General features: G+C 46.8%; 19 protein-coding genes. 3 read left to right on the top strand and 16 right to left on the bottom strand.

Going from position 1 to position 19,454, the window contains the following annotated elements; translation table 11 throughout:
• Window positions 1-140 precede the first annotated feature (140 nt).
• From SB752_RS27455 to SB752_RS27440, 4 genes are read right to left on the bottom strand one after another with little or no spacing between them, the layout of a single operon-like run.
• Complete coding sequence (locus tag SB752_RS27455) at window positions 141-464, bottom strand: antibiotic biosynthesis monooxygenase family protein (RefSeq protein WP_289139023.1); 324 nt, start codon at window positions 462-464, stop codon at window positions 141-143.
• Window positions 464-1,171, bottom strand: coding sequence for an aspartate/glutamate racemase family protein (locus SB752_RS27450; RefSeq protein WP_410718642.1), 708 nt, complete (start codon window positions 1,169-1,171; stop codon window positions 464-466). The genes SB752_RS27455 and SB752_RS27450 overlap by 1 nt, the downstream gene beginning before the upstream one ends.
• Window positions 1,168-2,313, bottom strand: coding sequence for a phosphodiester glycosidase family protein (locus tag SB752_RS27445; RefSeq protein WP_410718641.1), 1,146 nt, complete (start codon window positions 2,311-2,313; stop codon window positions 1,168-1,170). Before SB752_RS27445 ends, SB752_RS27450 begins: the two co-directional genes overlap by 4 nt.
• A gap of 52 nt (window positions 2,314-2,365) precedes the next feature.
• On the bottom strand, window positions 2,366-3,208 hold the full coding sequence (locus SB752_RS27440; protein WP_410718640.1) for an NAD-dependent epimerase/dehydratase family protein: 843 nt from the start codon (window positions 3,206-3,208) through the stop codon (window positions 2,366-2,368).
• 124 nt (window positions 3,209-3,332) lie between these two features.
• On the opposite strand from SB752_RS27440, the gene SB752_RS27435 reads away from it, so the two are divergent.
• The gene (locus SB752_RS27435) at window positions 3,333-4,247 is read left to right on the top strand and encodes a TIGR01777 family oxidoreductase (protein WP_410718639.1); all 915 of its coding nucleotides are present in this window, start codon (window positions 3,333-3,335) and stop codon (window positions 4,245-4,247) included.
• Between the two features lie 355 nt (window positions 4,248-4,602).
• Here the strand turns inward: SB752_RS27435 and SB752_RS27430 are convergent, their stop codons facing one another.
• The 7 genes from SB752_RS27430 to SB752_RS27400 all read right to left on the bottom strand — a co-directional run bounded on the left by SB752_RS27430 (window position 4,603) and on the right by SB752_RS27400 (window position 13,422).
• Complete coding sequence (locus tag SB752_RS27430) at window positions 4,603-6,162, bottom strand: xanthine permease (RefSeq protein WP_410718638.1); 1,560 nt, start codon at window positions 6,160-6,162, stop codon at window positions 4,603-4,605.
• A gap of 241 nt (window positions 6,163-6,403) precedes the next feature.
• Window positions 6,404-7,354 carry a carbamate kinase family protein gene (locus SB752_RS27425; protein ID WP_410718637.1) on the bottom strand — a complete coding sequence of 317 codons (951 nt, stop codon included), beginning with the start codon at window positions 7,352-7,354 and terminating at the stop codon, window positions 6,404-6,406.
• A gap of 17 nt (window positions 7,355-7,371) precedes the next feature.
• A complete protein-coding gene (locus SB752_RS27420; RefSeq protein ID WP_410718636.1) occupies window positions 7,372-8,853 on the bottom strand; it encodes a cytosine permease in 1,482 nt (493 codons plus the stop codon).
• Between the two features lie 97 nt (window positions 8,854-8,950).
• On the bottom strand, window positions 8,951-10,375 hold the full coding sequence (locus SB752_RS27415) for a YlbE family protein (protein WP_410718635.1): 1,425 nt from the start codon (window positions 10,373-10,375) through the stop codon (window positions 8,951-8,953).
• Between the two features lie 2 nt (window positions 10,376-10,377).
• Complete coding sequence (gene fdrA, locus SB752_RS27410; RefSeq protein WP_410718634.1) at window positions 10,378-11,922, bottom strand: acyl-CoA synthetase FdrA; 1,545 nt, start codon at window positions 11,920-11,922, stop codon at window positions 10,378-10,380.
• Window positions 11,904-12,806 carry an oxamate carbamoyltransferase subunit AllH family protein gene (locus tag SB752_RS27405; RefSeq protein ID WP_410718633.1) on the bottom strand — a complete coding sequence of 301 codons (903 nt, stop codon included), beginning with the start codon at window positions 12,804-12,806 and terminating at the stop codon, window positions 11,904-11,906. The genes fdrA and SB752_RS27405 overlap by 19 nt, the downstream gene beginning before the upstream one ends.
• Window positions 12,807-12,813: 7 nt before the next feature.
• Complete coding sequence (locus SB752_RS27400; RefSeq protein ID WP_410718632.1) at window positions 12,814-13,422, bottom strand: ankyrin repeat domain-containing protein; 609 nt, start codon at window positions 13,420-13,422, stop codon at window positions 12,814-12,816.
• Between the two features lie 215 nt (window positions 13,423-13,637).
• Here SB752_RS27400 and SB752_RS27395 point away from each other — a divergent pair, with 215 nt between their 5' ends.
• Window positions 13,638-15,332, top strand: a complete 1,695-nt coding sequence (locus tag SB752_RS27395) for a PucR family transcriptional regulator (protein ID WP_410718631.1) — start codon at window positions 13,638-13,640, stop codon at window positions 15,330-15,332.
• A 149-nt stretch (window positions 15,333-15,481) separates the two neighbouring features.
• Complete coding sequence (locus SB752_RS27390) at window positions 15,482-16,336, top strand: DNA/RNA non-specific endonuclease (RefSeq protein WP_410718630.1); 855 nt, start codon at window positions 15,482-15,484, stop codon at window positions 16,334-16,336.
• Between the two features lie 30 nt (window positions 16,337-16,366).
• Here the strand turns inward: SB752_RS27390 and SB752_RS27385 are convergent, their stop codons facing one another.
• From SB752_RS27385 to SB752_RS27365, 5 genes are all read right to left on the bottom strand, one after another.
• Complete coding sequence (locus SB752_RS27385) at window positions 16,367-17,101, bottom strand: GNAT family N-acetyltransferase (RefSeq protein WP_410718629.1); 735 nt, start codon at window positions 17,099-17,101, stop codon at window positions 16,367-16,369.
• A gap of 162 nt (window positions 17,102-17,263) precedes the next feature.
• A complete protein-coding gene (locus SB752_RS27380; protein WP_410718628.1) occupies window positions 17,264-17,821 on the bottom strand; it encodes a nitroreductase family protein in 558 nt (185 codons plus the stop codon).
• Between the two features lie 123 nt (window positions 17,822-17,944).
• Entirely contained in the window at window positions 17,945-18,202 is a 258-nt protein-coding gene (locus SB752_RS27375) for a hypothetical protein (protein WP_410718627.1), read from the bottom strand.
• 112 nt (window positions 18,203-18,314) lie between these two features.
• Window positions 18,315-18,551, bottom strand: a complete 237-nt coding sequence (locus tag SB752_RS27370; RefSeq protein WP_410718626.1) for a hypothetical protein — start codon at window positions 18,549-18,551, stop codon at window positions 18,315-18,317.
• A gap of 160 nt (window positions 18,552-18,711) precedes the next feature.
• Window positions 18,712-19,449, bottom strand: coding sequence for a PIG-L deacetylase family protein (locus SB752_RS27365; RefSeq protein ID WP_410718625.1), 738 nt, complete (start codon window positions 19,447-19,449; stop codon window positions 18,712-18,714).
• Window positions 19,450-19,454: the final 5 nt, after the last annotated feature.

Here is a 19,454-nt window from a genome sequence, read left to right as displayed (position 1 = left end):
TTAGGCTAATGGCTACTACTGCCTTCACCATTCGGGACTTTAACCCTAGAGATAACGCCCATGCTGGGCGCACATGATAAAGACGCTCCCATTGGAAGCGTCTTTTTTGGTGTTTTTGGCCGGCCCCTTGTTCTTACGCCCTACAATGTGTAATCCCGTTCCACCTTGCAAATGCGAGTAATGTAATAGCCGTACCACATTTCTCTCCCTTTTTCCTGCGCTACCCGGTGCTCCTCATCACGCTTCCAATCGCGGATCGCTTCGAGTGAGGACCAGTACGAAACCGTAATGCCAAAGCCAGATGCATCCCGGACACTTTCAACCCCAAGAAAGCCCGGCTGACCTGTCGCCAGCTCTACCATACGGTCTGCCATTTCCCCATAGCCATGATCGCCTTCTGTTCGCTGTGACGAAAAGATCACGGCATAGTACGGAGGTGCTGGTGTTTTGGCGAAGTTCTCCATCATGACTGCACCTCTTCTTCGAGCGCAGCTTCAACCGCGATCCGCGCATGAATTGCCGTCGTATCAAAAACCGGAACCGGGCTGTCCTCTGCTGAAATCAACAAACCGATCTCTGTACAGCCCAGGATCACAGCCTCTGCCCCTTGCTCAGCCAATCGCTCGATGATTTGGACGTACCGCTGCTTGGACTGCTCGCGTATGACACCGACACAAAGCTCATGATAGATGATCTCATGGACACTGTTGCGCTCCTCCTCATCTGGAAGCAAGACCTCGAGGCCATGCGCATCACGCAGTCTTCCGGTATAAAAATCTTGTTCCATCGTAAAACGTGTGGCGAGTAGCGCAACACGCCTATGTCCTTTTTCCAGGATGGCTGCCGCTGTCGCATCAGCAATATGCAAAAAGGGCAGCTTCGTCGCTTCCTCAATAGCAGAAGTCAGCTTGTGCATCGTATTGGTGCAAAGAACGATCAAATCAGCTCCTGCTGCCTCCAGGCTTCTCGCAGCTTTTGCCATCTCTTGTCCCGCTTCGTCCCATCTCGCTTCGCGCTGCAAGCGTTCAATTTCAGCGAAATCAACCGAGTACAGCACACATTTAGCGGAATGAAGTCCGCCCAATCGCGCCTTCACCTCTTCATTAAGCAGGCGGTAATAGACAAGAGAGGATTCCCAGCTCATTCCCCCGATTAACCCAATCGTTTTCATGGTTTGTCGTTCTCTCCTTTCGTTGCAATGGTTGCTGTTCTCGATTGAGAGTCCCACTGCACGCTAGTATCTAGCATCTCTGCGGCAAAACGAATAGGTATCATCAGTTTTCCGGCGATCATACGAGACCGAACCGGTGTTGTGGGATTTCCTCCATCAACCGTAATTCCTCCGCTTTCCCACAAATGAATCTCTCTTCCTTCTTTCGTTACAGCTATTATTTTTTCCTGTTGGATAATCGTCACTTTTGCCCCCAGCTTCGCAAAGATTTCTTCAGCCAAAACATAGACACTACCATTTATAATGACAGGCTGACGTGAAAAGGAGAGTACCTGTGAATCCCATTTCACTTGTATGGGAGATGACTTACGCTGTACCACGATCAATGTGTTGCTCAAATTTCTACCTGGTCTAGTTAACAGCTTTCCTTTTGCATACAGGCCAGATGATGCTCCACCATCAAGATTCATGGCCGCTTGCAATCCCATTGACTGACAAATGACGGCTAATTGGTTTAACGTAACGTTTGGCACGGTGCCCATCACCAATTGATTATCTGCGGTATAACCGATAAAGGAACGCTGGGCACTCAGTGTTGTCAGCTTTGGGTCCTGCATCCCTTCGCCCAACGGGTCTACAACAACTTTTCCATCTTGTACGAGTGTCGGTCCAGCACTTGTGATCTGTTCAAAGGAGTTTTCATTCATATTCCTGCTAGTCATGATCACAGGACGCAGGTTTCCGTTAAAGCCTATGGAAGAGCCGCTCGTTTTTTCATTCTTCTTTTCGAAATCAATCACGATCATTCCCCACGGTGGCTTGGGATCTTCCTTGTTATAAGCCATAAAAAAGGTTCCGTTGATGGCCGCTAACGCATTGTTCTGCTTCGCCATCTCTTGGAGGCTTTGCGTCTTTCCTATTTCATTAAAAGCAAGGACAGGCCGTACCTCCAAACGGGAGTCATTGAGATTAATTCTGACAATTTGTGCGGTTCGTTTTCCCGACGATGTTGTAAATGTTTGACTCATTGTACTTATACTTTTGGTTATTTCCTGTTGCTCTCCCTTTACACTAACAGCAGGTTGTGCAGTAAGTGATGCAATCAGAATAATGGAAACGACCCATTTTCCAACTTTCACCATTTTCCCTCCATCACAGTTGGCTTCAAACCATTTCGAACTTTCTCATTAACAATTACACCAGACGAAAACGAGTCCGTAGTACTCTACATGCCAGACGTGTATCCAGTGAAGTATCCAGAGGTACTCCCCGCTCACGAGCTTCATCTTCGGCAAGGCTACTCTCTTTAATCAGTTCAGCATCCAGCCCTAGTGAACCAGCCAGCTTGTGAAAAAAGGAATAGTAGCTCTCTTTTTCCTGCGGCCCCAGATGAAGCAGCCCCGTAAACTCTCCTGCGACCAGCTCACAGATGGCATGAGCTACATCCCCCACATGAACGAATGTTTTATACAGATTTCCAGGACGTAGCATCTCTCGTCCTGCTAAAAGCTCTGAAAGCATAAATGTTACTCGTTTATCCCAATTTCCAGCCGAGTTGCGGCCATAAATCGGACCAACCCTTACGATAACATGGTTGTCATGCCCCGTCTGGACAAGCACCTCGCCCATTCGCTTGGCATGAGAATATGGCGCCAGCGGGTTGACATCAGCTAGCGGAACTACCTCATCAGCCTCTACAAACGCTCCAGTGCCTTGTCCAAAAATACCGTCTGAGGATATGTAAATAAACCTGCTTTCTATCGGCAAATGCTCCAGCAGCGTATTCATTCCGCTCTTGATTATCGTGGGTTCATCGGTACTGCTCATCAACGCCCAAATGACGACATCAGGGGAAATCTCCTGCAAAAGCCGAACAAAAGAAGGCCCGTCCGTCACATCCAGTCGGATGAAATCATCTGCTTGTCTCTTAGAATAACAAGTAGCGATAACTTCATGTTCACCATTCTGCCTAAGGCAATCGTAAATTTGTGTTCCTAAATAACCACTTCCTCCAAGCAGTAGTACCCGTCGCCTCACACGCTTCGCTCCCTCATCCCGAATTCGTCTTACTTTTTCCTGTATTATCCAGTACAATGTTTATTATAACGCCTATCTTCCCCTCCCGCCCGTTCAAAAGTTCAGATAGAAAGAAGGGTGTCTCATGAATCAAACGATCGTTCTTGCAGGAGGCTCCGGATTTTTAGGAAAAGCGCTCGCGACATTTTTGCAGCAAAACGGATTCGAGGTAGTGATCCTCACCAGAGGAGCGTCACATGTCCGCGATCATATTCGCTATGTTCAGTGGGATGGAGCAACTCTCGGTGAGTGGACGAAAGAAATAGAGGGTAGCCGAGCTGTCGTCAACTTCACAGGAAAAAGCGTCAATTGTCTCTATACAAAGAAAAACAGAGAAGAAATCATTCGCTCGCGGCTTGATTCTGTTCAGGTACTCACAGATACGATTTTAGGCTGCAAAAAGCCCCCACCTGTATTCATCCAGGCAGGCTCTCTCGCTATTTTCGGTGACACCAGAGAAATTTGTACCGAGGAAGCCCCGCACGGCACTGGTTTTTCCGTAGAGGTTTGCCAGCTATGGGAGCAGGCTTTTTTTGCACGTGAGCTGCCCCAGACGCGAAAGGTTTTGCTGCGGATCGGCTTTGCCTTGGGGAAAAACGGCGGAGCGCTCGAGCCACTTGTTAATCTGGCCCGTTATCGTTTAGGCGGTACAGTAAGCTCTGGAAATCAATACATTAGCTGGCTGCACATCGATGATCTGAATCAGATGTTCCTCGCCGCGATCGAGGACGAGCAGCTAAATGGCATTTTCAATGCGACAGGTCCGACACCAGTTACAAACAAGGAATTCATGTCTACCCTGCGCAGCGTAATGAACAAAGGCTGGGCGCCCCCCACTCCAACCCCTTTTGTCTGGATCGGCGCCTATCTCGTCATGGGAACAGACCCGAGTCTTGCCTTGAGCGGGAGAAATTGTCTCCCCCAAAAGCTTTTGGACCATGGGTTCTCCTTTGCCCACTCCGATTTGAAGACAGCACTACGTGACTTGCTCCAAGACTAAAGAAAAAAGAGCCAGGCGAAAATCGAATACGGTGGTCGTTGAGACTGTAGTGGGGGGAGGAAAAAGGAGAAAACGCTCCAGCTTCTTGGGTCCCCTGCTAAGGTGATTGACTGCACTCTCCATTGCAAAAGCGAAACCGCGTCCAAAGTAGCCAGATCACGAAGTTATTCAGGGGTGGACGCTTAATGGCGTGTTTCGCTTTTTCCACTCCGCCTCGGTCGGGCCCCAAAGAGCTTCGGTTTTCTCCTTTTTCCTCGGCGAGACAGCCTATATACCAATAAAGAAACCAGTCCCTGAAGACTGGTTTCTTTACGTAATACCTTTCTAAAAAGCTGCTATTACTTTTTTCAGTCGTTTACGCTTTTAGTTTTGCCTCTGCCTCTTGCAGCTGGGCTTGCGGTGTATTGCGATCCATCATGTGCTTGCCTACAAAAATGGCGGTGATCATGAGGTAGGAGTACACAAATTGCATGGACGATTCAAGAGCGAAGCCGACCGTTGGCGAGTGGATAATGCCAAAGATAGAGAGGATCGCTCCCGCTGCCGCAGCGATGGCTGCACGCAGTGGTTTATCGGTAATGGCAAAAATCGCGATGCATCCCCACACCATGCTGCTGATCGGCGCGCCGTTGCCCAGATGAACCAGTCCGTTGTAGTACACACCTTTATTGGCCATGACGGCTGCCCCTACCTTTGCCCCGGTGGTTCCCGCTGCGGAAAGCACATTGTTGGTCAACGTCAGCGCCCAGTTTGCAATCCATGGAAACATGCAAATAAAGATAACCGGGACTTCCAGCTTAGGCGTTTCGCGCACGACCTGGTTGGCCGTGACAATCCCAATGTAGACCAAAATCGGCACAATCGCAGCGACAGGAATGACAGCCAGTAAAAAGGCTCCGATTCCGAACAAAGAAATGATGAACATCGACAAGCCCGTAGCTACCGTGTAGCCAATTCCAGCCCCGAGAGACTTCCAACCAGCATGTCCGACGTACACTGTCACTGGGTACGGATTTCCGCAAAAGCAGCCGATAATGGAAGAAATTCCGTTTGCCAGCATCACTTTTCGCGTGTTGTATTCGTCTCCTGCTGCATGTGCGCTTTCGATATTTTCCAGGTCAAAAATATAGTTGGCGAGGCCAAGCGGCACAGCCGAGGCCAGGTAAGGAAGCGCGTGCGGTAACCCTTGGATGAGACTATCAATATGGACAGTAGGTGGGTTGAAGCCAAATGATTGCATGGATGCAGCGATTGCTGCCGGGTCTTGCAGGCCGAATATCCAAGCCAGTGCCGTTCCTGTTGCGAGCAGCAGAAAGCCTGTCGGGATTTTGGCGAATAGCGGTTTTTTACCAAACCAGTTGAGGAAAATGATAATCAGGACAGCAAAAGCAACGACAGGAGTTTCAAACGATTGCAGCATCGGATTCATCGCTAGTAAGAGCAGGCCAAGACCCGACAAGCAGGATAAGAGAACCGTTCGCGGGATCATTCTTCTAATCGTATCGCCTAAAAACGAACCGACTACGAGAATCATCGCTTCAAAAAAGCACCAAACAAGGGCAATCTGAAAGGCAAATTCAGCATTTTTCGTAGAGAGATAAACGGGGAGAATAACGAGAAAGGTAACAGTAAAGATAGACGGTGCACTAGGTCCGGATGGGAGTGCGGTTACATTCCTTCTTCCGGTTGCTTTGGCAAGAGAGTAACCGAATATAAAATAGCAGGCACTTGCTAAAAAGATGGCGAGTCCAAAAGAAGGAACAACTCTTCCATATACAATCTCTTCTGGAAAGCCTACAACAAAAAGCAACAGGGCAATCATCGTCAACAAATTGGTTAAATTATTTGCCAGCAAGCCAAAATAGGCAGCCCAGTCCCCTTTTTTCCATAGTAACTCTTTCATTGCTTGATCCATTTCAAATCACCCCTACCGATTGGTTTATGAATCGTGACTAAAGAGTGTGGGATATTTGATAGCGCTTTCAAAAATTGAAGCTATCACCAATCTAAGATGTCTTGGATGTATGTTATCGTGCTAGGAGCAGCAACAAGCACAATGAATCGATTGCTGCCGCTGCTCTTTTGCACAGGAAGGTTGCACGCCTCAAAATGATGATGCAAAGGATATTCACCATCCAGGTCGAGGCTAAACATGCTTATTTAACAATGTGTGTCCCTGCTTTGTTCATAATCGCATCTTTTAGACTTTCGGGATTGGTGATGATTACACTTGTCCCATTTTTCTCCAAAAAGCTCAAGCTGGCCTCGATTTTTGGCAGCATGCTGCCTTTCGCGAAATGCTCTTCAGCCACATATTGCTTGGTTTCCTCAACGGTGATACGCTCCAGCGCCTTTTGATTCGGTTTGCCGAAGTTGATGCATACCTGTGGAACACCCGTGGTAATAATCAGCGTCTCTGCATCGATTTGCTCTGCCAGCAAGCTGGTAGCAAAATCTTTGTCAATAACGGCATCGATGCCCTCGTACGTATTTTCACTTGTTTTCACAACCGGGATACCGCCTCCGCCAACAGCGACCACCACATATCCCGCTTCAATCAACGATTTGATAGCGTCTTTTTCTACAATGTCGATCGGCTTTGGTGAAGAAACGACTCTTCTGTACCCGCGACCGGAATCTTCGATAAACACCCAATCCGAATGCTCTTTTTGCATTTCTTCCATTTGCTCCAGCGTGAAAAAGGAGCCGACTGGCTTCGTAGGATTTTGGAAATTCAGGTCTTCACTGCTGACTTCTACCTGTGTGATTACGCTAGCAACTTTTTTATTGATTCCTCTTTTGGCAAACTCGTTTGTTAAGGCTTGCTGGATCTGGTATCCAATTCCCCCCTGTGTATCTGCAACGCAATTCACTAGTGGGACTAAAGGCATCTGTGCTACTTCGCTCGCAATTTCGCATCTTTGAAGAGCAAATCCAACCTGCGGCCCGTTTCCATGAGTAACGACCACATTGTATCCCTCTTGAACCATATCAGCGATATTTACCGCCGTTTCACACACAGCCTCGTATTGGTCTTGAATGGTATTGCGACCATTATCCTTGACCAATGAATTTCCTCCAATTGCAACAATAACTAATTTTTCCACTGAACTGACTCCTTTTGTCATGATACTTTTGCAAGTGTTTCTTGCTTTTCGTTGATGCTTGGTTTAGTCAATTTGTAGCAAAGGGCATACAAGATGCTCGATATGATCAACCCGCTAATGAACGCAGACTTACTGATCGTGGCCAGCACTATCACATTCGGCAAGAAAGCACCGGATAACGTAATAATAAAGCTGACGATCAATACGCCACATGCCGTCATATTAAATCCGTTTTTGTATTCCCCGTTTTCACCAGGCTTCACGTAGATCGCAGATAAGTCGAGCTTCCTTTTTCGTTCCATGAAGAAACTGACCAGCATGATCCCCGTAATAGGTCCGTACATGGAGCCTATAAAACTATAGAACATATACAGCGCTGCTGTTCCATTCACCAGCTTCCAGGGCAAAATGATGGTGCCTAGAATGGCTGTTACAATTGCCGCTGATTTTACACTAAATACTTTTGGAAAAAGCGCAGTCATTTGCAAACCAGATGGGAGTAGATTACCAAACACAACATAGCTAGTCGAACCTATATTCAGTGCCAGTAATAAGATAATCACGGCAACAGGATTACCAATTTGATCAATCGCAGCTACTATATCGAAATTAGTTAAGCCAAACGCGATTTGCGTGCCAACCAACAATCCTACTGACGTAATCGCAAATAGGATATAGGATACAATCATCCCCAGCGGTAAACCCACCAGAGGAGCCTTTGACGTTTTTGCTCTTTGAGTAAGGTCTGCAATGTTTACAATGGGGCCACCCCAGTTTGATACCAATGCACTTACACACGCGATAAATACGAGCCAATTTTCGATTGGTTTGGCAGGTACATAGGCAAAGATCGGACCAAATCCGCCAGCCACATTGATCGCCCAAATCGCTGCGCCAACGATGAAAATATAGATGATCGGCGAAGACCATTTGCTAAACAAGCTGAGAATTTTCATCCCGCCCAAGAACAATCCAACCGTAATGACCCACAGGATGACAAAGGAAAGGAGAGTCGGGAAATCTATTCCGAGAAAATCAAACCCTGGGAGCAAATCCATATAGCCAGGGAATATTTTTGTGAAAATAACATTAAACGATTGTGCACCAATAATCGTTTTTGTGCCGAAAAACACAACACCAGCAATAAGCCCGCGACATATTGCAGGAATGACCGACCCTTTTACACCAAAGGAGCTTCGCAATAACATCGAATAACCTATTCCATATTTCGTTCCTGCATAGCCGTTCAACACATAGCCAATGGAAACGATTATGGCAGCAGTCATGACTGCCCATAAAACTTGTGGAACGGAAAGTCCGAGCACAAAGAAACCGGCAACTGTCATATACGACATGAGATTGTGCACGGCGCCCATCCAAACCGTAACGTAGTTATAGACGCCCCAATCTCGTGTCTCAGCTGTTTTTGGTAAAACTTCTTCTGAATAACCGTACGATTTCAGTTCTTCATGAGAAATGCTCAATTTCGATAGCTCCATGTTGTCACCCTCCTGTGCGTCCATCCTTCAACCCGACTTTCGCAGCAAAAATTGCGAGAGTCGGGTCATTACTAGATGAGCACCTGGCAAATTGGTATTAGCTGATTTTCTCACTCAATGCAAGCAGCGCTTTTTCAAACGCTTCCATCGGCGGGTGCGTAATACCCGCACCAATCATGCCAATCCCTGCGTCCTTATGGGCAATCGCTGTATTTATAATCGGCAGGATGCCTGTTTGCACCACTTGGCGAATATCGATACCAGTAGGTACACCCTGGAAGTTCAACAGTGGGATCGTCACGTTTGGATTTTCACCCAATGTGATTTCTTTCATTTTGGTAGAATAGCCGATTGCTTCATCAACCGTTCCACCTACCAGTGCTACGATAGCTGGTGCTGCTGCCATCGCAAAGCCGCCAATGCCGTATGTCTCGGTGATCGCACTGTCGCCGATATCCAGACCGGAATCTTCTGGCTTGTAGCCGGCAAACATAGGTCCTACTACTTTTTGTGCTGGACCCACAAACCATGTATTGCCTGGCATTCCGCTTACACGAATACCGAAATCAACGCCGTTACGAGCCATGGTTGTGACAACGGTGGAGTATTCAATTCCATGTGCTGCGTCAAGCGCACATTTGCTCATTGCCATCCAGGTCGGACCAGAGAAGTAGTCGCTGCTTGCTACGAAGTCGAATACTTCACGCTTTTGTTCCTTGGTGAAATCTGTCTCTAAGATGTAAGGAGTCAGTGCTTGAATCAACAGACTTGTACCTGCATTGTTGCGGTTGTGGCACTCGTCACCCATGTGCAGAGCTTGGGCAAGCATGAGGCGCAAATCGATTTCGCCTGCGATTTTCATCGCGTCGCGCAGCATTGGACCCAACACGTCGCGCATCCAGTTCAAACGAGTGATCACACTTTCATCGTTTGCACCCATGCGCAAGATTTTTGCCATTTGCTCACTCATGTTAGTGTAAGCGATGTTGCCATATGTTTTGTTTTTGACCACGTGCATGAACATCGATGCGGAAGTCACACCCGCCATGGAGCCTACGCAATCGTGCTCGTGGCAAGGAGAGAACGTGATCTCGCCAGAAGCTGCTACCTTCTCCGCTTCCTCGATGTCTTTTGCCAGTCCTTCAAATACGATCGCCCCGGTAACAGCACCTCTCATTGAACCGCACATGCGATCCCAAGTAATTGGCGGACCGGAGTGCAGAATCGTTGTTTTGGTCATACCTGGAACGACGTTAATCGCTTGGTCGTAGCCGATCAGTACAGGCTGTGAATTGATGATGCGCTCAACAGCCAGCTTGTTTGCTTCCTCAATTTTTTGTTCCAGCGTAGCGTTTTCCAGGCTGTCCAATGCTTGGATGATTTCTGGCTTTCCGCCGCCTGGAGGCTTCCATTCCAAATGAATGGCGTCTGCATTTTGCTTTTTGATATCATCTTTGAAAAATTCGATCCCTACGTTGATCGCATGAATTTTACTGGTAAAAAGCTCGTTGATTTTACTCATGGTTAAACCCCTTTCGCCACAAATTCTCTAGCCAGCAGACCAGCATTGGTACTGCTGCTTGCGATTGTTACGCCTGCGTCCATCAGCTTTTGCACTTGATCCTCGAATTTAGGGCTGTCGAGATCGGTTCCCATTACATAGCCGAGGATTTCCAAGTGTCTGCCTTCTTTTTCTGCCAGTTGCTTCACTTCGATGATCGCAGGCAGCATAACGCCAACTGGATCTTCATGAGAACCAAAGCCCAGGATAAAGTCCATCACAATCACGCCAACAGAAGGATCCTTTGCTTCCTGCAAGAATCTGGCGATACGCGTGGACGGATCGATCATTGGATGCGGCTTGCCGTTTGTGAAATCGTCATCTCCCATGTCGAGGAACGTATGAGCGATACTCTCATGCAGGTTTTTCAGCTTATAATCCGGATTCTTCTGAATGTTGCTGTATACATCTTCATAAGTGTCCATGGCCAGGTACATCGCTTCATCACACAGCGTTCCGCCGCAGAACAATCCGCGAATGTACTTTTGCTCCGGTGTCAATTTTGCGCGTACTTCTTCAATCAAAGGCCAATTGAGTGCACGCTTGTTAAGCTCATCCTCGTTGGCACCTGCCAGAACTACTGCTTTGAGGGCTGCTTCTTTTGTCGTTTTGGCAAAATGTCCGCCTGCGGCTACGACTGCGGTTTCTTCTCCGCCGATGAAGTAGACAACGACTGGCTTTTTGCAATTTTTGATCTGTGCCAATACTTTTTCTTCAACACTTGGTGCTGGTGGCTTGGAAATGAGTACGATTACTTTTGTCGCCTCGTCCTCGTCCAGTGCCTTCATTCCGTCCAGCATCATGATGCCGCCTACTTGCTCGCTCAAATCACGGCCACCTGTACCAATCAGCTGGGTAATACCACCACCGAAGTCGTGAATACGCACGCTTACCTCTTGGCTGCCTGTACCGGATGCGCCGACGATTCCGATGTTGCCTTTGCGAACAGCGTTTCCGAAGCACAGCGCTACGTTGCCAATGATCGCAGTACCGCAGTCAGGTCCCATCATCAACAGGCCTTTTTCATGAGCGAACTGCTTCAGTGCGATTTCATCCTCGATGCTTACGTTGTCAGAGAACAGCATTACGTGCAGATCGTTTTCCAACGCTTTTCTCGCTTCTCGTGCTGCGAACGCACCGTTCACGGAAATAACAGCCAGTTTTGCTTCCGGAATGGATTTTGCTGCAGAATCGATCGTTGCGTATTTGATCTCGCTTTTTCCTTTGGTGTCACCTTTTTTCGTGAACAGCTCCTCGATACCCACATACGCACTCTCGCACAGCTCATCTGTCGCTGCTTTTACTACGATCATTAAATCACTTGTTTTCGCTGCTTCCAGCTCAGGTGTGATTAGCCCTACGTTGCGCAGTACCTCTTTGTTCATTTCTGTCCCCATGGCAATAACGGCTTGCTCTACGCCTTCAATCTGATTCGCTTTGGTCGAAAGCGACATCAGAGACACGGAGTCAAAATACGTGCTCTCTTTAATCACGACTTTAATAGACATGCCCTACCTCCTGCTTCTATATTGAGTTCCAAGCCACAGACCAGCCCCAGCGCCATATCTGTTCCTGATGATGAACCGATGGACAGCACCTTTTCCAAAGCACCCAGCAGCTCGCTCGCCGTGCCCTTGGACAAGGCTTGCAGCAAATTCACTACTGACTCTCGCACTTGACCGCAGACTGCCTTTTTTACCATCATGTAGCTGATTTCGTTTGTTAATCGTTTAGCTTTTATTGCTATTTCTTCTAAAAAGTGGCATGACAAATAGTAGGGGGTGCCCTGCATATTCGCTATGCTGAACAATCCCACTAAAAAATCGTCACCAGAAGGTGTTAATCCTGGTCCAAGACCCACAAGCCCTAGTGCATGCTGCACAGCAACCTCATTCTTGCCTGCTGCCAAAGCTTCTCGCAGCAAGCCTGATCGCTGGAGCAGCATATTGGACATTTCCTCTTCAAACGGTGTGGACGGTCGGGAATTCCTTTTCATGCCGCCGCACTTGCCATGAGCGGCAATATATTCCTTCATGAACGCTATATCTACTTTTAGAGTTTCTATGTTGGAAGGATAGGGAGGCAGTGTGCACTCCCACTCTTTTGCTTGCGTAGCTGCGATTTCTATTTTATTTCCAATCTGTAGCGTCTGCCCCTGTGACAGAACGCGGTCGCCCACTTCCAGCCCCGTCTTATGAAAGCGTTTTACATCAAGGACTAGCGTGTTCGGCCCATTATCCAGCTGATCACAGGCGATGGTGTATAACTCGTCATTTTGATCACACTTCAGATTGATCGTTCGCTCGAAAATACTGTGAACCTTCCCGCTAAAGCATGAGCTTGCCAATATCCGTAAAAACTCGGCATCGCCAGACAGTGCGTGGATGTGCATGGAGGAATTACTTCGCTCCCGCTTCTAAAAGGATTTGCTCGATTTCGGTGTAGCCTTTTCTTCTAGCCAGCTCAAGTGGAGTGACGCCGTATTTATCAACCATGTGAACATTGGCACCATGCTCAATCAAAAGCTTGATGATCGTCTGCTGTCTTTCTCCGCCGTCATTCAAGATGATTGCCTCGATGAGTGGCGTCCAACCGCAAATGTTGGTATGATTCACATTGATTTCAGTCGTAGTCAAAAGCTCACGTACGATTTCAACATGACCTTTTTCACTTGCAGGTGTAATCCCTACCCCGCCAAAGCGAGTGAGCAAATCAATGTCTGTATTCGCTTGTATCATCATTTTGACAAGCTCCAGCTTGTTGTTGATACAACCGTACAAGAACGGATTGAAGCAAGTTTCATCCTGCAAATCAACGTTTGCACCTGCGTCTACCAAAAACTGTACGGCTTCATACTGGTCGTTCATTGCAGCAATGAGGATGGCTGTGCGCTTTTGTCTGTTTCTGACATTGATATCAATGCCTTGCTCAAGATGCTGCTTCAATGCATCGATATCGCCCTGGGCTGCGGCATCGTGAAATGCTTGTACTACGCTTTTGTCCGTCATATTTGCCCTCCATGTACCCGTATTCAATAGCTAGTTTTTTCGCGTACTCGCCTTTTTCTTGAAAAATAAATTAGACAAGTAAACCATTCTTACAGCATTATTTTAGACAGGAAGTATGCAAACGTCATTGTGTATCGAAACTAAAAAAACTCAGGTCCAATTGTGCACATTGCACAAACACATAGATGTCTAACATACCGAGGGAGTGAATACGGATGCTAACCATTAAAGATTTGCTCCAGATCAAATCGATAGACGGAATTAAAATTATTGCTGGAGAACAAGGCATCGATAATGTCGTCTCGATCGTCAATATCATGGAAAACCCGGATGCTTTCGACTGGCTTTCTTCTAATGAATTGCTTTTATCGACTGGTTATATTTTCAAGGACAATGAGGAATTGCAAAATAAAATCATCAAAGAGCTGGCAGAAATCAATTGCTCGGGACTATGTATAAAAATGCATCGTTACTTTGATCGTATACCGCAAAACATGATCGATCATGCCAACAAATATGGCTTGCCACTGTTGGCGCTGCCTTTTGAATATACGTTGTCCAAAGTAATTGCCATTATCAATGAAAAAGCATCAGGGCGCTATGATTTGTTGAACCGTAAAACATTGGATATGCACAATGCCCTCTTTCGCATCGCACTGGAGGGAGGAGGAATTGACCGGATTACCTCTGAGCTGGCGGAGACCATCAGCAATCCGCTGCTTATTTTGGACAGAGATTGGAATCTGCTTCACTATACCGAGATCGATCATAATCCCGTTCCCTTGAAGTCCTCCCTGACACTCGTAAAAAACAGACCAGTCTTTACGCGTGAATTCACTGACAGCATCCCGAAAAATATTAGTCAGATTAAAAAATCAATTAAGCGCATTTATCATGGAAAAGATCAGGAAATCAAGTGCAGAGTGCTGCCCGTAGCAGTCGCTAACTACATTTACGGCTATATCGTCGTCTGGCAAACCGTTCGGGAGCTGACCGAATTTGACTATATCGTCCTCGAACAAGCCTCGACGATCATGGCATTGGATCGCATAAAAGCCCGGGAGATTGAGGAAGTAAAGCTGAAAATCAGGCAAGACTTTTTCGACGATCTGCTTACGGGAAAAATTACATCGAGCGATTCGATCCAGACGCTGTGTGACCTGCATGGCTTAAAATCGACGTACATGTACTACTGTGCCGTCATCAACATCGAGCCGATAGAGCTGGAAAATTTGCAGGACATGGTCGATCGCAAATACGAGCTGGATCGGATCGCCAAAAAATGTGTGGATATCGTCTATGATTATGCGAACAAAGCCCACGGGGAGATCACCTGCTTTTATCGCAACAACCGGATTATCATTCTTGTGGGACAAAATGAGCACAAGCCGCCAATCTCTGTCAGCGAAGCCAGACAGTTCGCTACCGAGCTGCGCACGACTCTGCAAGAAAAGATCAAGAAAACGACGTTCTACATGGGCATCGGCAGACAATACAAAACGATTACTTCCTTGCACAAAAGCTTTTCGGAAGCACATGAAGCGATCAGGCTGATGCAAAAATTCGATAGCAAAGAGAACGTCTCTCACTTTGACGACTACTCCGTCTACCATTTTCTCGATTCCAATATTAAAGACATCGAACTGGAGGATTTCTTCTTAAAACAGCTGGGCACCCTCTATGAGCACGACCATGCTTTTGGTACAAGCTTTATGAGTACACTGGAAAATTACTTTGCTTATAACCAAAATGTGAGTGAAGCAGCCAAAGCGATGTTTATTCACCGCAATACGTTTATTTATCGGATCGACAAGATCAAGGAGCTACTGAACATGGATCTGAAAAATTCCGAGGAGCTTTTGCAAATTCAGCTCGCCCTCAAAATTGGCAAGCTGCTGCATAAGGAATAAAAGCAGGTGCTACTTTTTGAACACCCATTTCTAGTTCATTGGACAGAGTGCCTAATCGCGCCAAAATTTGTATAATCGAAATAAGAACGAGTGGCTTCTGCTAGTTTTACCCTTTTGCCAAATACATCTTCCTTAGGAGGAGAGGTTGCATGGGTACAAGCTATGATCCACATTTTCTCAGTGATGGGCACCCTGTTTATTTGCCTCAGCTATTGGGTGACACGGCCAAAGGCTCTTTGGCTGGAGGAAAGGTCTTTGATTTTTGTCATTTTGCAATCGCCATGAGCGAGCAAACGAAATTTGCCATTTTCTCTGCGGCATGCGTAGACAAGACACGAGCAGTCCCTGTCACAAGAGACAATACTTCCTGGCATTTTGATGAGCGAATTGGCATGGAAAATCAGGTAGGGCCAGAATATTACGCTGAAAATGATTATGATCGCGGCCATTTGACGCGCAGGAAAGATGTTTGCTGGGGAGACGTGCAAGAGGCTAGACAAGCCAACTACGACTCTTTTTGCTATGCGAATATCTCGCTCCAGCATCACAACTTTAATACAGGGATTTGGAACTGCCTGGAGGATTGGGTCCTGGAGAGAGTCCGGACACAAAAGCTGATCGTCATCACAGGTCCCTTTCACAAAGCAGAGGACGAAGAATATTGCGGTGTTCGAGGCAAACCGGGGTGTGCCGTGAAGGTTCCGTTTGGTTTTTGGAAAAGCGTTTTTTATGTAAATGAAGGGCAGCAGCTTACATGTCTCTCGTTTCTCATCCGGCAAAGCACAGAACGTTCAAAAGATCGCTGCGAGTATGATAGACTCGTCACCTATCAAGTCCCTCTAGACACGATAACAAAAGAAGCGCAGCTGCAATTCGAGGACAGCTTTTATGAACTCAATCCGCTCGTGTCAAAACTAGGCGTTACGAGACCTGCTTTCGACCAGCCTGCTCCAGTCATAAAAAGGATTTTACAGCCCAGCGATATCGAGCTCGGCTCCAAGTGATTTGTCCCCTTTTTGAATTTGCATGAAGCCCTACTCTTTTATCCGATACCAATGCACGTACTGTTCATGGTAGCCGATTTTTTCATAGAGTCGCAGAGCAGGCTGGTTGTCTTTCATCACCTGCAAATACGAATATTTTGCCCCTTTTTCCTGCCCCCACTGCAACAGGTGTAAGACCAGCTGCTCGCCCAGACCTTGATTCCGATACAATTCATCTGTCACGATATCAAATAGTCCGATATACTCTCGCTCCACTACTCCAAGTCCGCATGCTACGATTTTGTTGTCCAAATAAAGCGCGGCATAACAAGCAGGAGGGATTATTTTTCCCAGTGTCTTGGTCATCGTCTCTTTCGCCTTTTCTCCTTGGTGGCTTAGTCTGCAATAGGCGTCTCTCCACTCCTCTGTGCAATGCTCGTCAAAACGGGCAAGGTGGAGAGACGGCGCTGCCACATTATCCAGCGATACGGCCTGCATGCTCGTAAACGCTTGGGCGACATATCCCTTTGCTTCGAGTAACTCATCAAGATTGTCGGGCTCGGCGAACGGTGTCATTTTAAAAATGGTGGGAAGCCCCTTCCTCTGATAGTAGGCTTCACAAGCAGCTATTTTACTCTCCAGCTCCTCCGTTGAAGGATACAGGGGACATACAGCGTTTGCCCGTTTGGTATAGCCATCTGCGAACCGTAGCAACCAGCCGTCATATACCATCGTTTCTAATGCGGGCCAGGCGTTTAACGACAGCTCTTCTAGTTTTGGGTACAAGGTAATTACCTCCAATTTTTATAACAATACATTAATATGAATAATTATACATGTAGTGAATGAGTTCTTTCCAGTAGCAAAAACATGTACAAAAAGCCGCAGCATGCCCTGTTAATGCAGAACATACTACGGCTTATTACATCCAATGATCTATTTACGAAATTAAAGCCAAGTCGTTTTGTTCTCAGCAGCCACACGATCCGTCTCAGGAGTATCTCCATCCGGGTATCCGATAAAGAGCGTGCCAATCACTTTCCTGTTCTCAGTAGAACCGAGGAATTGCAGCAAGCGCTCGTCCCGAACCAATCCCACTCCTCTTGTACGCCATACCATTCCCAGTCCCAGCTCCCTGGCAGCTAGCCACATCGAATGAATCGCACAGCATACCGCGTATTCATTGTCTTCTGACGAAGCTTCATCGCCAGGAATCACATCTGCTGTTGCAACGATCACAAGAGGTGTTTTTTCCAGGACTTCCAGTGAACTGTTCACAAGATTCGGTTTGGTTGGAAAACGCTCCAGCAAAAACGCCTTCGCAATGTCCTCAAAGCGTTGCTTGGCTTCTCCTCTGATCACATAAAAATGCCACGGCTGACGCAAACGGTCATTTGGAGCGAGGACAGCGCAATCGAGCAGCGCTTGAATTTTTTCCGTTTCTACTTCTTTCTGAATATAGTTTCGTACAGCTCTGCGGTTTTTTAGTAGGTCTTGTACGATCACTTTGCATCCTCCTTAAAGTCCAAGCAGCTTTCACAAATTTACCATTCATTATATACAAGCCCGTTTGGTTCGTATAGCTTCATGCGTCACGGAAAGGACATTTACATGTGCCACTTGGGTGCGTCATTTCGCATGAATCGCCATTTGGGCTTTATGCTCGTCATCTTTTTTGACATAGATATCATACTGAGTAAAATCGTTCCTGGGAAAAAGGCCAAAGACTGGCGAGCCGAATTGATTCCCCTGCTGGGAATAAGTCCTGGTCCGAAACTGCACGCCAGCTGCCCTTAGCTTGTGAACGATTTGCAAATATTTTTCATGACCAAATGCTGTGTAAATCAGGCATTTATACTTGGAAAAAAGGGCATGGAAAAAACTCATTTCATCCCGCCTCTCGTTTCGTTGTGAAGGAAAGCTGGTACTATGGGGGGAAGAGAAAGTGGAAGGTTGCTTACATACGGTGAAATTTCCTCATACATAAAAAAGACTCTTACTAAAAGTCCCTTGGATTTGAATCACAATCGATTTTTAAAGACTTGAACCAATTCCTCAAGAAAGTACGCGTTTCGATGACTACTTTAGAGCTATCACCTTTTTGAATATCGAGATATAAGCTGTAGCCATCATCGGATTTGGATTCGATCGGAATCAAATCAATCCATTCGTTAAAATCTTTGACTGCTGAGGTGACACGATCTATTTGTGGCTGGGTTACATCACTTACGATCATTAAAAACTGCCTTTTCAATTATACACCCCATCGTTTTCTCTTTATTATATCACAGTTATTAGGATGGGGTAGGATGGGGCAAACGTGGATTATTGATAATAAGACCAGTCTAAAACATATCTTTCATGTTTTGACTGGTCTCTCGCATTTCTATGTCATATCACAGCTCGATAAGCGGAATTCCATTTGACGCTACTACAGGCTCGACTGCTTTTCCTGCGGAACGAACCAAGGTGTAATATTCATAGCAGCCGATCACTCCGAAATCCCCGTCAATTACGCCAGGATAGGCACGATTTACAGAATATACCTGACTTTGATGGGCCCTTAGAGCTTCCCCTTTTTGCGTTCGGTATAGAGTGATGTCCACTTTTCCCGTAATCGGTACAGCTGCTTTTGGTCCGCGATCCGGGCAGTGGTCATAGTAGTGAGGGATCGACACATAGTACAAATCAGGATATTCATCAGTTGTCAGCTGAAGCTCTGCTCGCTCTACTGCGATCGTGGTTGCCTCGCATGTGACGATATGATCTGGATGTCCTGTTACACCGTCTGGCGGAAAGGTAACCACTACATTTGGCTTCCAATCGACAATCGCTGCCTGGATTTTTGCAATCAGCTCCTCCCGATCCGCATGCTCCAGGGAGCCGTCCGGGTAACGGAACAAATCAAGCCGATTGATCCCCAGCACTTCCGCTGCTTTGCCCAGCTCCTGTTCGCGATGACGCGCCAGCTTCTCGCGGCAATCGATATCAAACGGACCCGAACGTCCCTTGCACCCCGATGTGATGCATAATAGGCATGTTTGTTGTCCTTGATCCCGGCATTTTGCAAGCGTGCCCCCGCATGCAAATGATTCATCATCTGGATGGGGGAACACAATCATTACTTTTTTCATGTAAA

It is taken from the genome of Brevibacillus sp. SIMBA_040 (assembly GCF_046535075.1).
GTDB lineage: Bacteria > Bacillota > Bacilli > Brevibacillales > Brevibacillaceae > Brevibacillus.
This window is presented reverse-complemented; position numbering and strand designations above follow the sequence as displayed.

What these genes read in the sequence shown, in the direction of transcription:
- SB752_RS27455 (WP_289139023.1), bottom strand. Translation starts at nt 464, where the DNA reads ATGGAGAACTTCGCCAAAACACCAGCACCTCCGTACTATGCCGTGATC.
- SB752_RS27450 (WP_410718642.1), bottom strand. Translation starts at nt 1,171, where the DNA reads ATGAAAACGATTGGGTTAATCGGGGGAATGAGCTGGGAATCCTCTCTT.
- SB752_RS27445 (WP_410718641.1), bottom strand. Translation starts at nt 2,313, where the DNA reads ATGGTGAAAGTTGGAAAATGGGTCGTTTCCATTATTCTGATTGCATCA.
- SB752_RS27435 (WP_410718639.1), top strand. Translation starts at nt 3,333, where the DNA reads ATGAATCAAACGATCGTTCTTGCAGGAGGCTCCGGATTTTTAGGAAAA.
- SB752_RS27430 (WP_410718638.1), bottom strand. Translation starts at nt 6,162, where the DNA reads ATGGATCAAGCAATGAAAGAGTTACTATGGAAAAAAGGGGACTGGGCT.
- SB752_RS27420 (WP_410718636.1), bottom strand. Translation starts at nt 8,853, where the DNA reads ATGGAGCTATCGAAATTGAGCATTTCTCATGAAGAACTGAAATCGTAC.
- SB752_RS27415 (WP_410718635.1), bottom strand. Translation starts at nt 10,375, where the DNA reads ATGAGTAAAATCAACGAGCTTTTTACCAGTAAAATTCATGCGATCAAC.
- fdrA (WP_410718634.1), bottom strand. Translation starts at nt 11,922, where the DNA reads ATGTCTATTAAAGTCGTGATTAAAGAGAGCACGTATTTTGACTCCGTG.
- SB752_RS27405 (WP_410718633.1), bottom strand. Translation starts at nt 12,806, where the DNA reads ATGCACATCCACGCACTGTCTGGCGATGCCGAGTTTTTACGGATATTG.
- SB752_RS27400 (WP_410718632.1), bottom strand. Translation starts at nt 13,422, where the DNA reads ATGACGGACAAAAGCGTAGTACAAGCATTTCACGATGCCGCAGCCCAG.
- SB752_RS27395 (WP_410718631.1), top strand. Translation starts at nt 13,638, where the DNA reads ATGCTAACCATTAAAGATTTGCTCCAGATCAAATCGATAGACGGAATT.
- SB752_RS27390 (WP_410718630.1), top strand. Translation starts at nt 15,482, where the DNA reads ATGGGTACAAGCTATGATCCACATTTTCTCAGTGATGGGCACCCTGTT.
- SB752_RS27375 (WP_410718627.1), bottom strand. Translation starts at nt 18,202, where the DNA reads ATGAGTTTTTTCCATGCCCTTTTTTCCAAGTATAAATGCCTGATTTAC.
- SB752_RS27370 (WP_410718626.1), bottom strand. Translation starts at nt 18,551, where the DNA reads ATGATCGTAAGTGATGTAACCCAGCCACAAATAGATCGTGTCACCTCA.
- SB752_RS27365 (WP_410718625.1), bottom strand. Translation starts at nt 19,449, where the DNA reads ATGAAAAAAGTAATGATTGTGTTCCCCCATCCAGATGATGAATCATTT.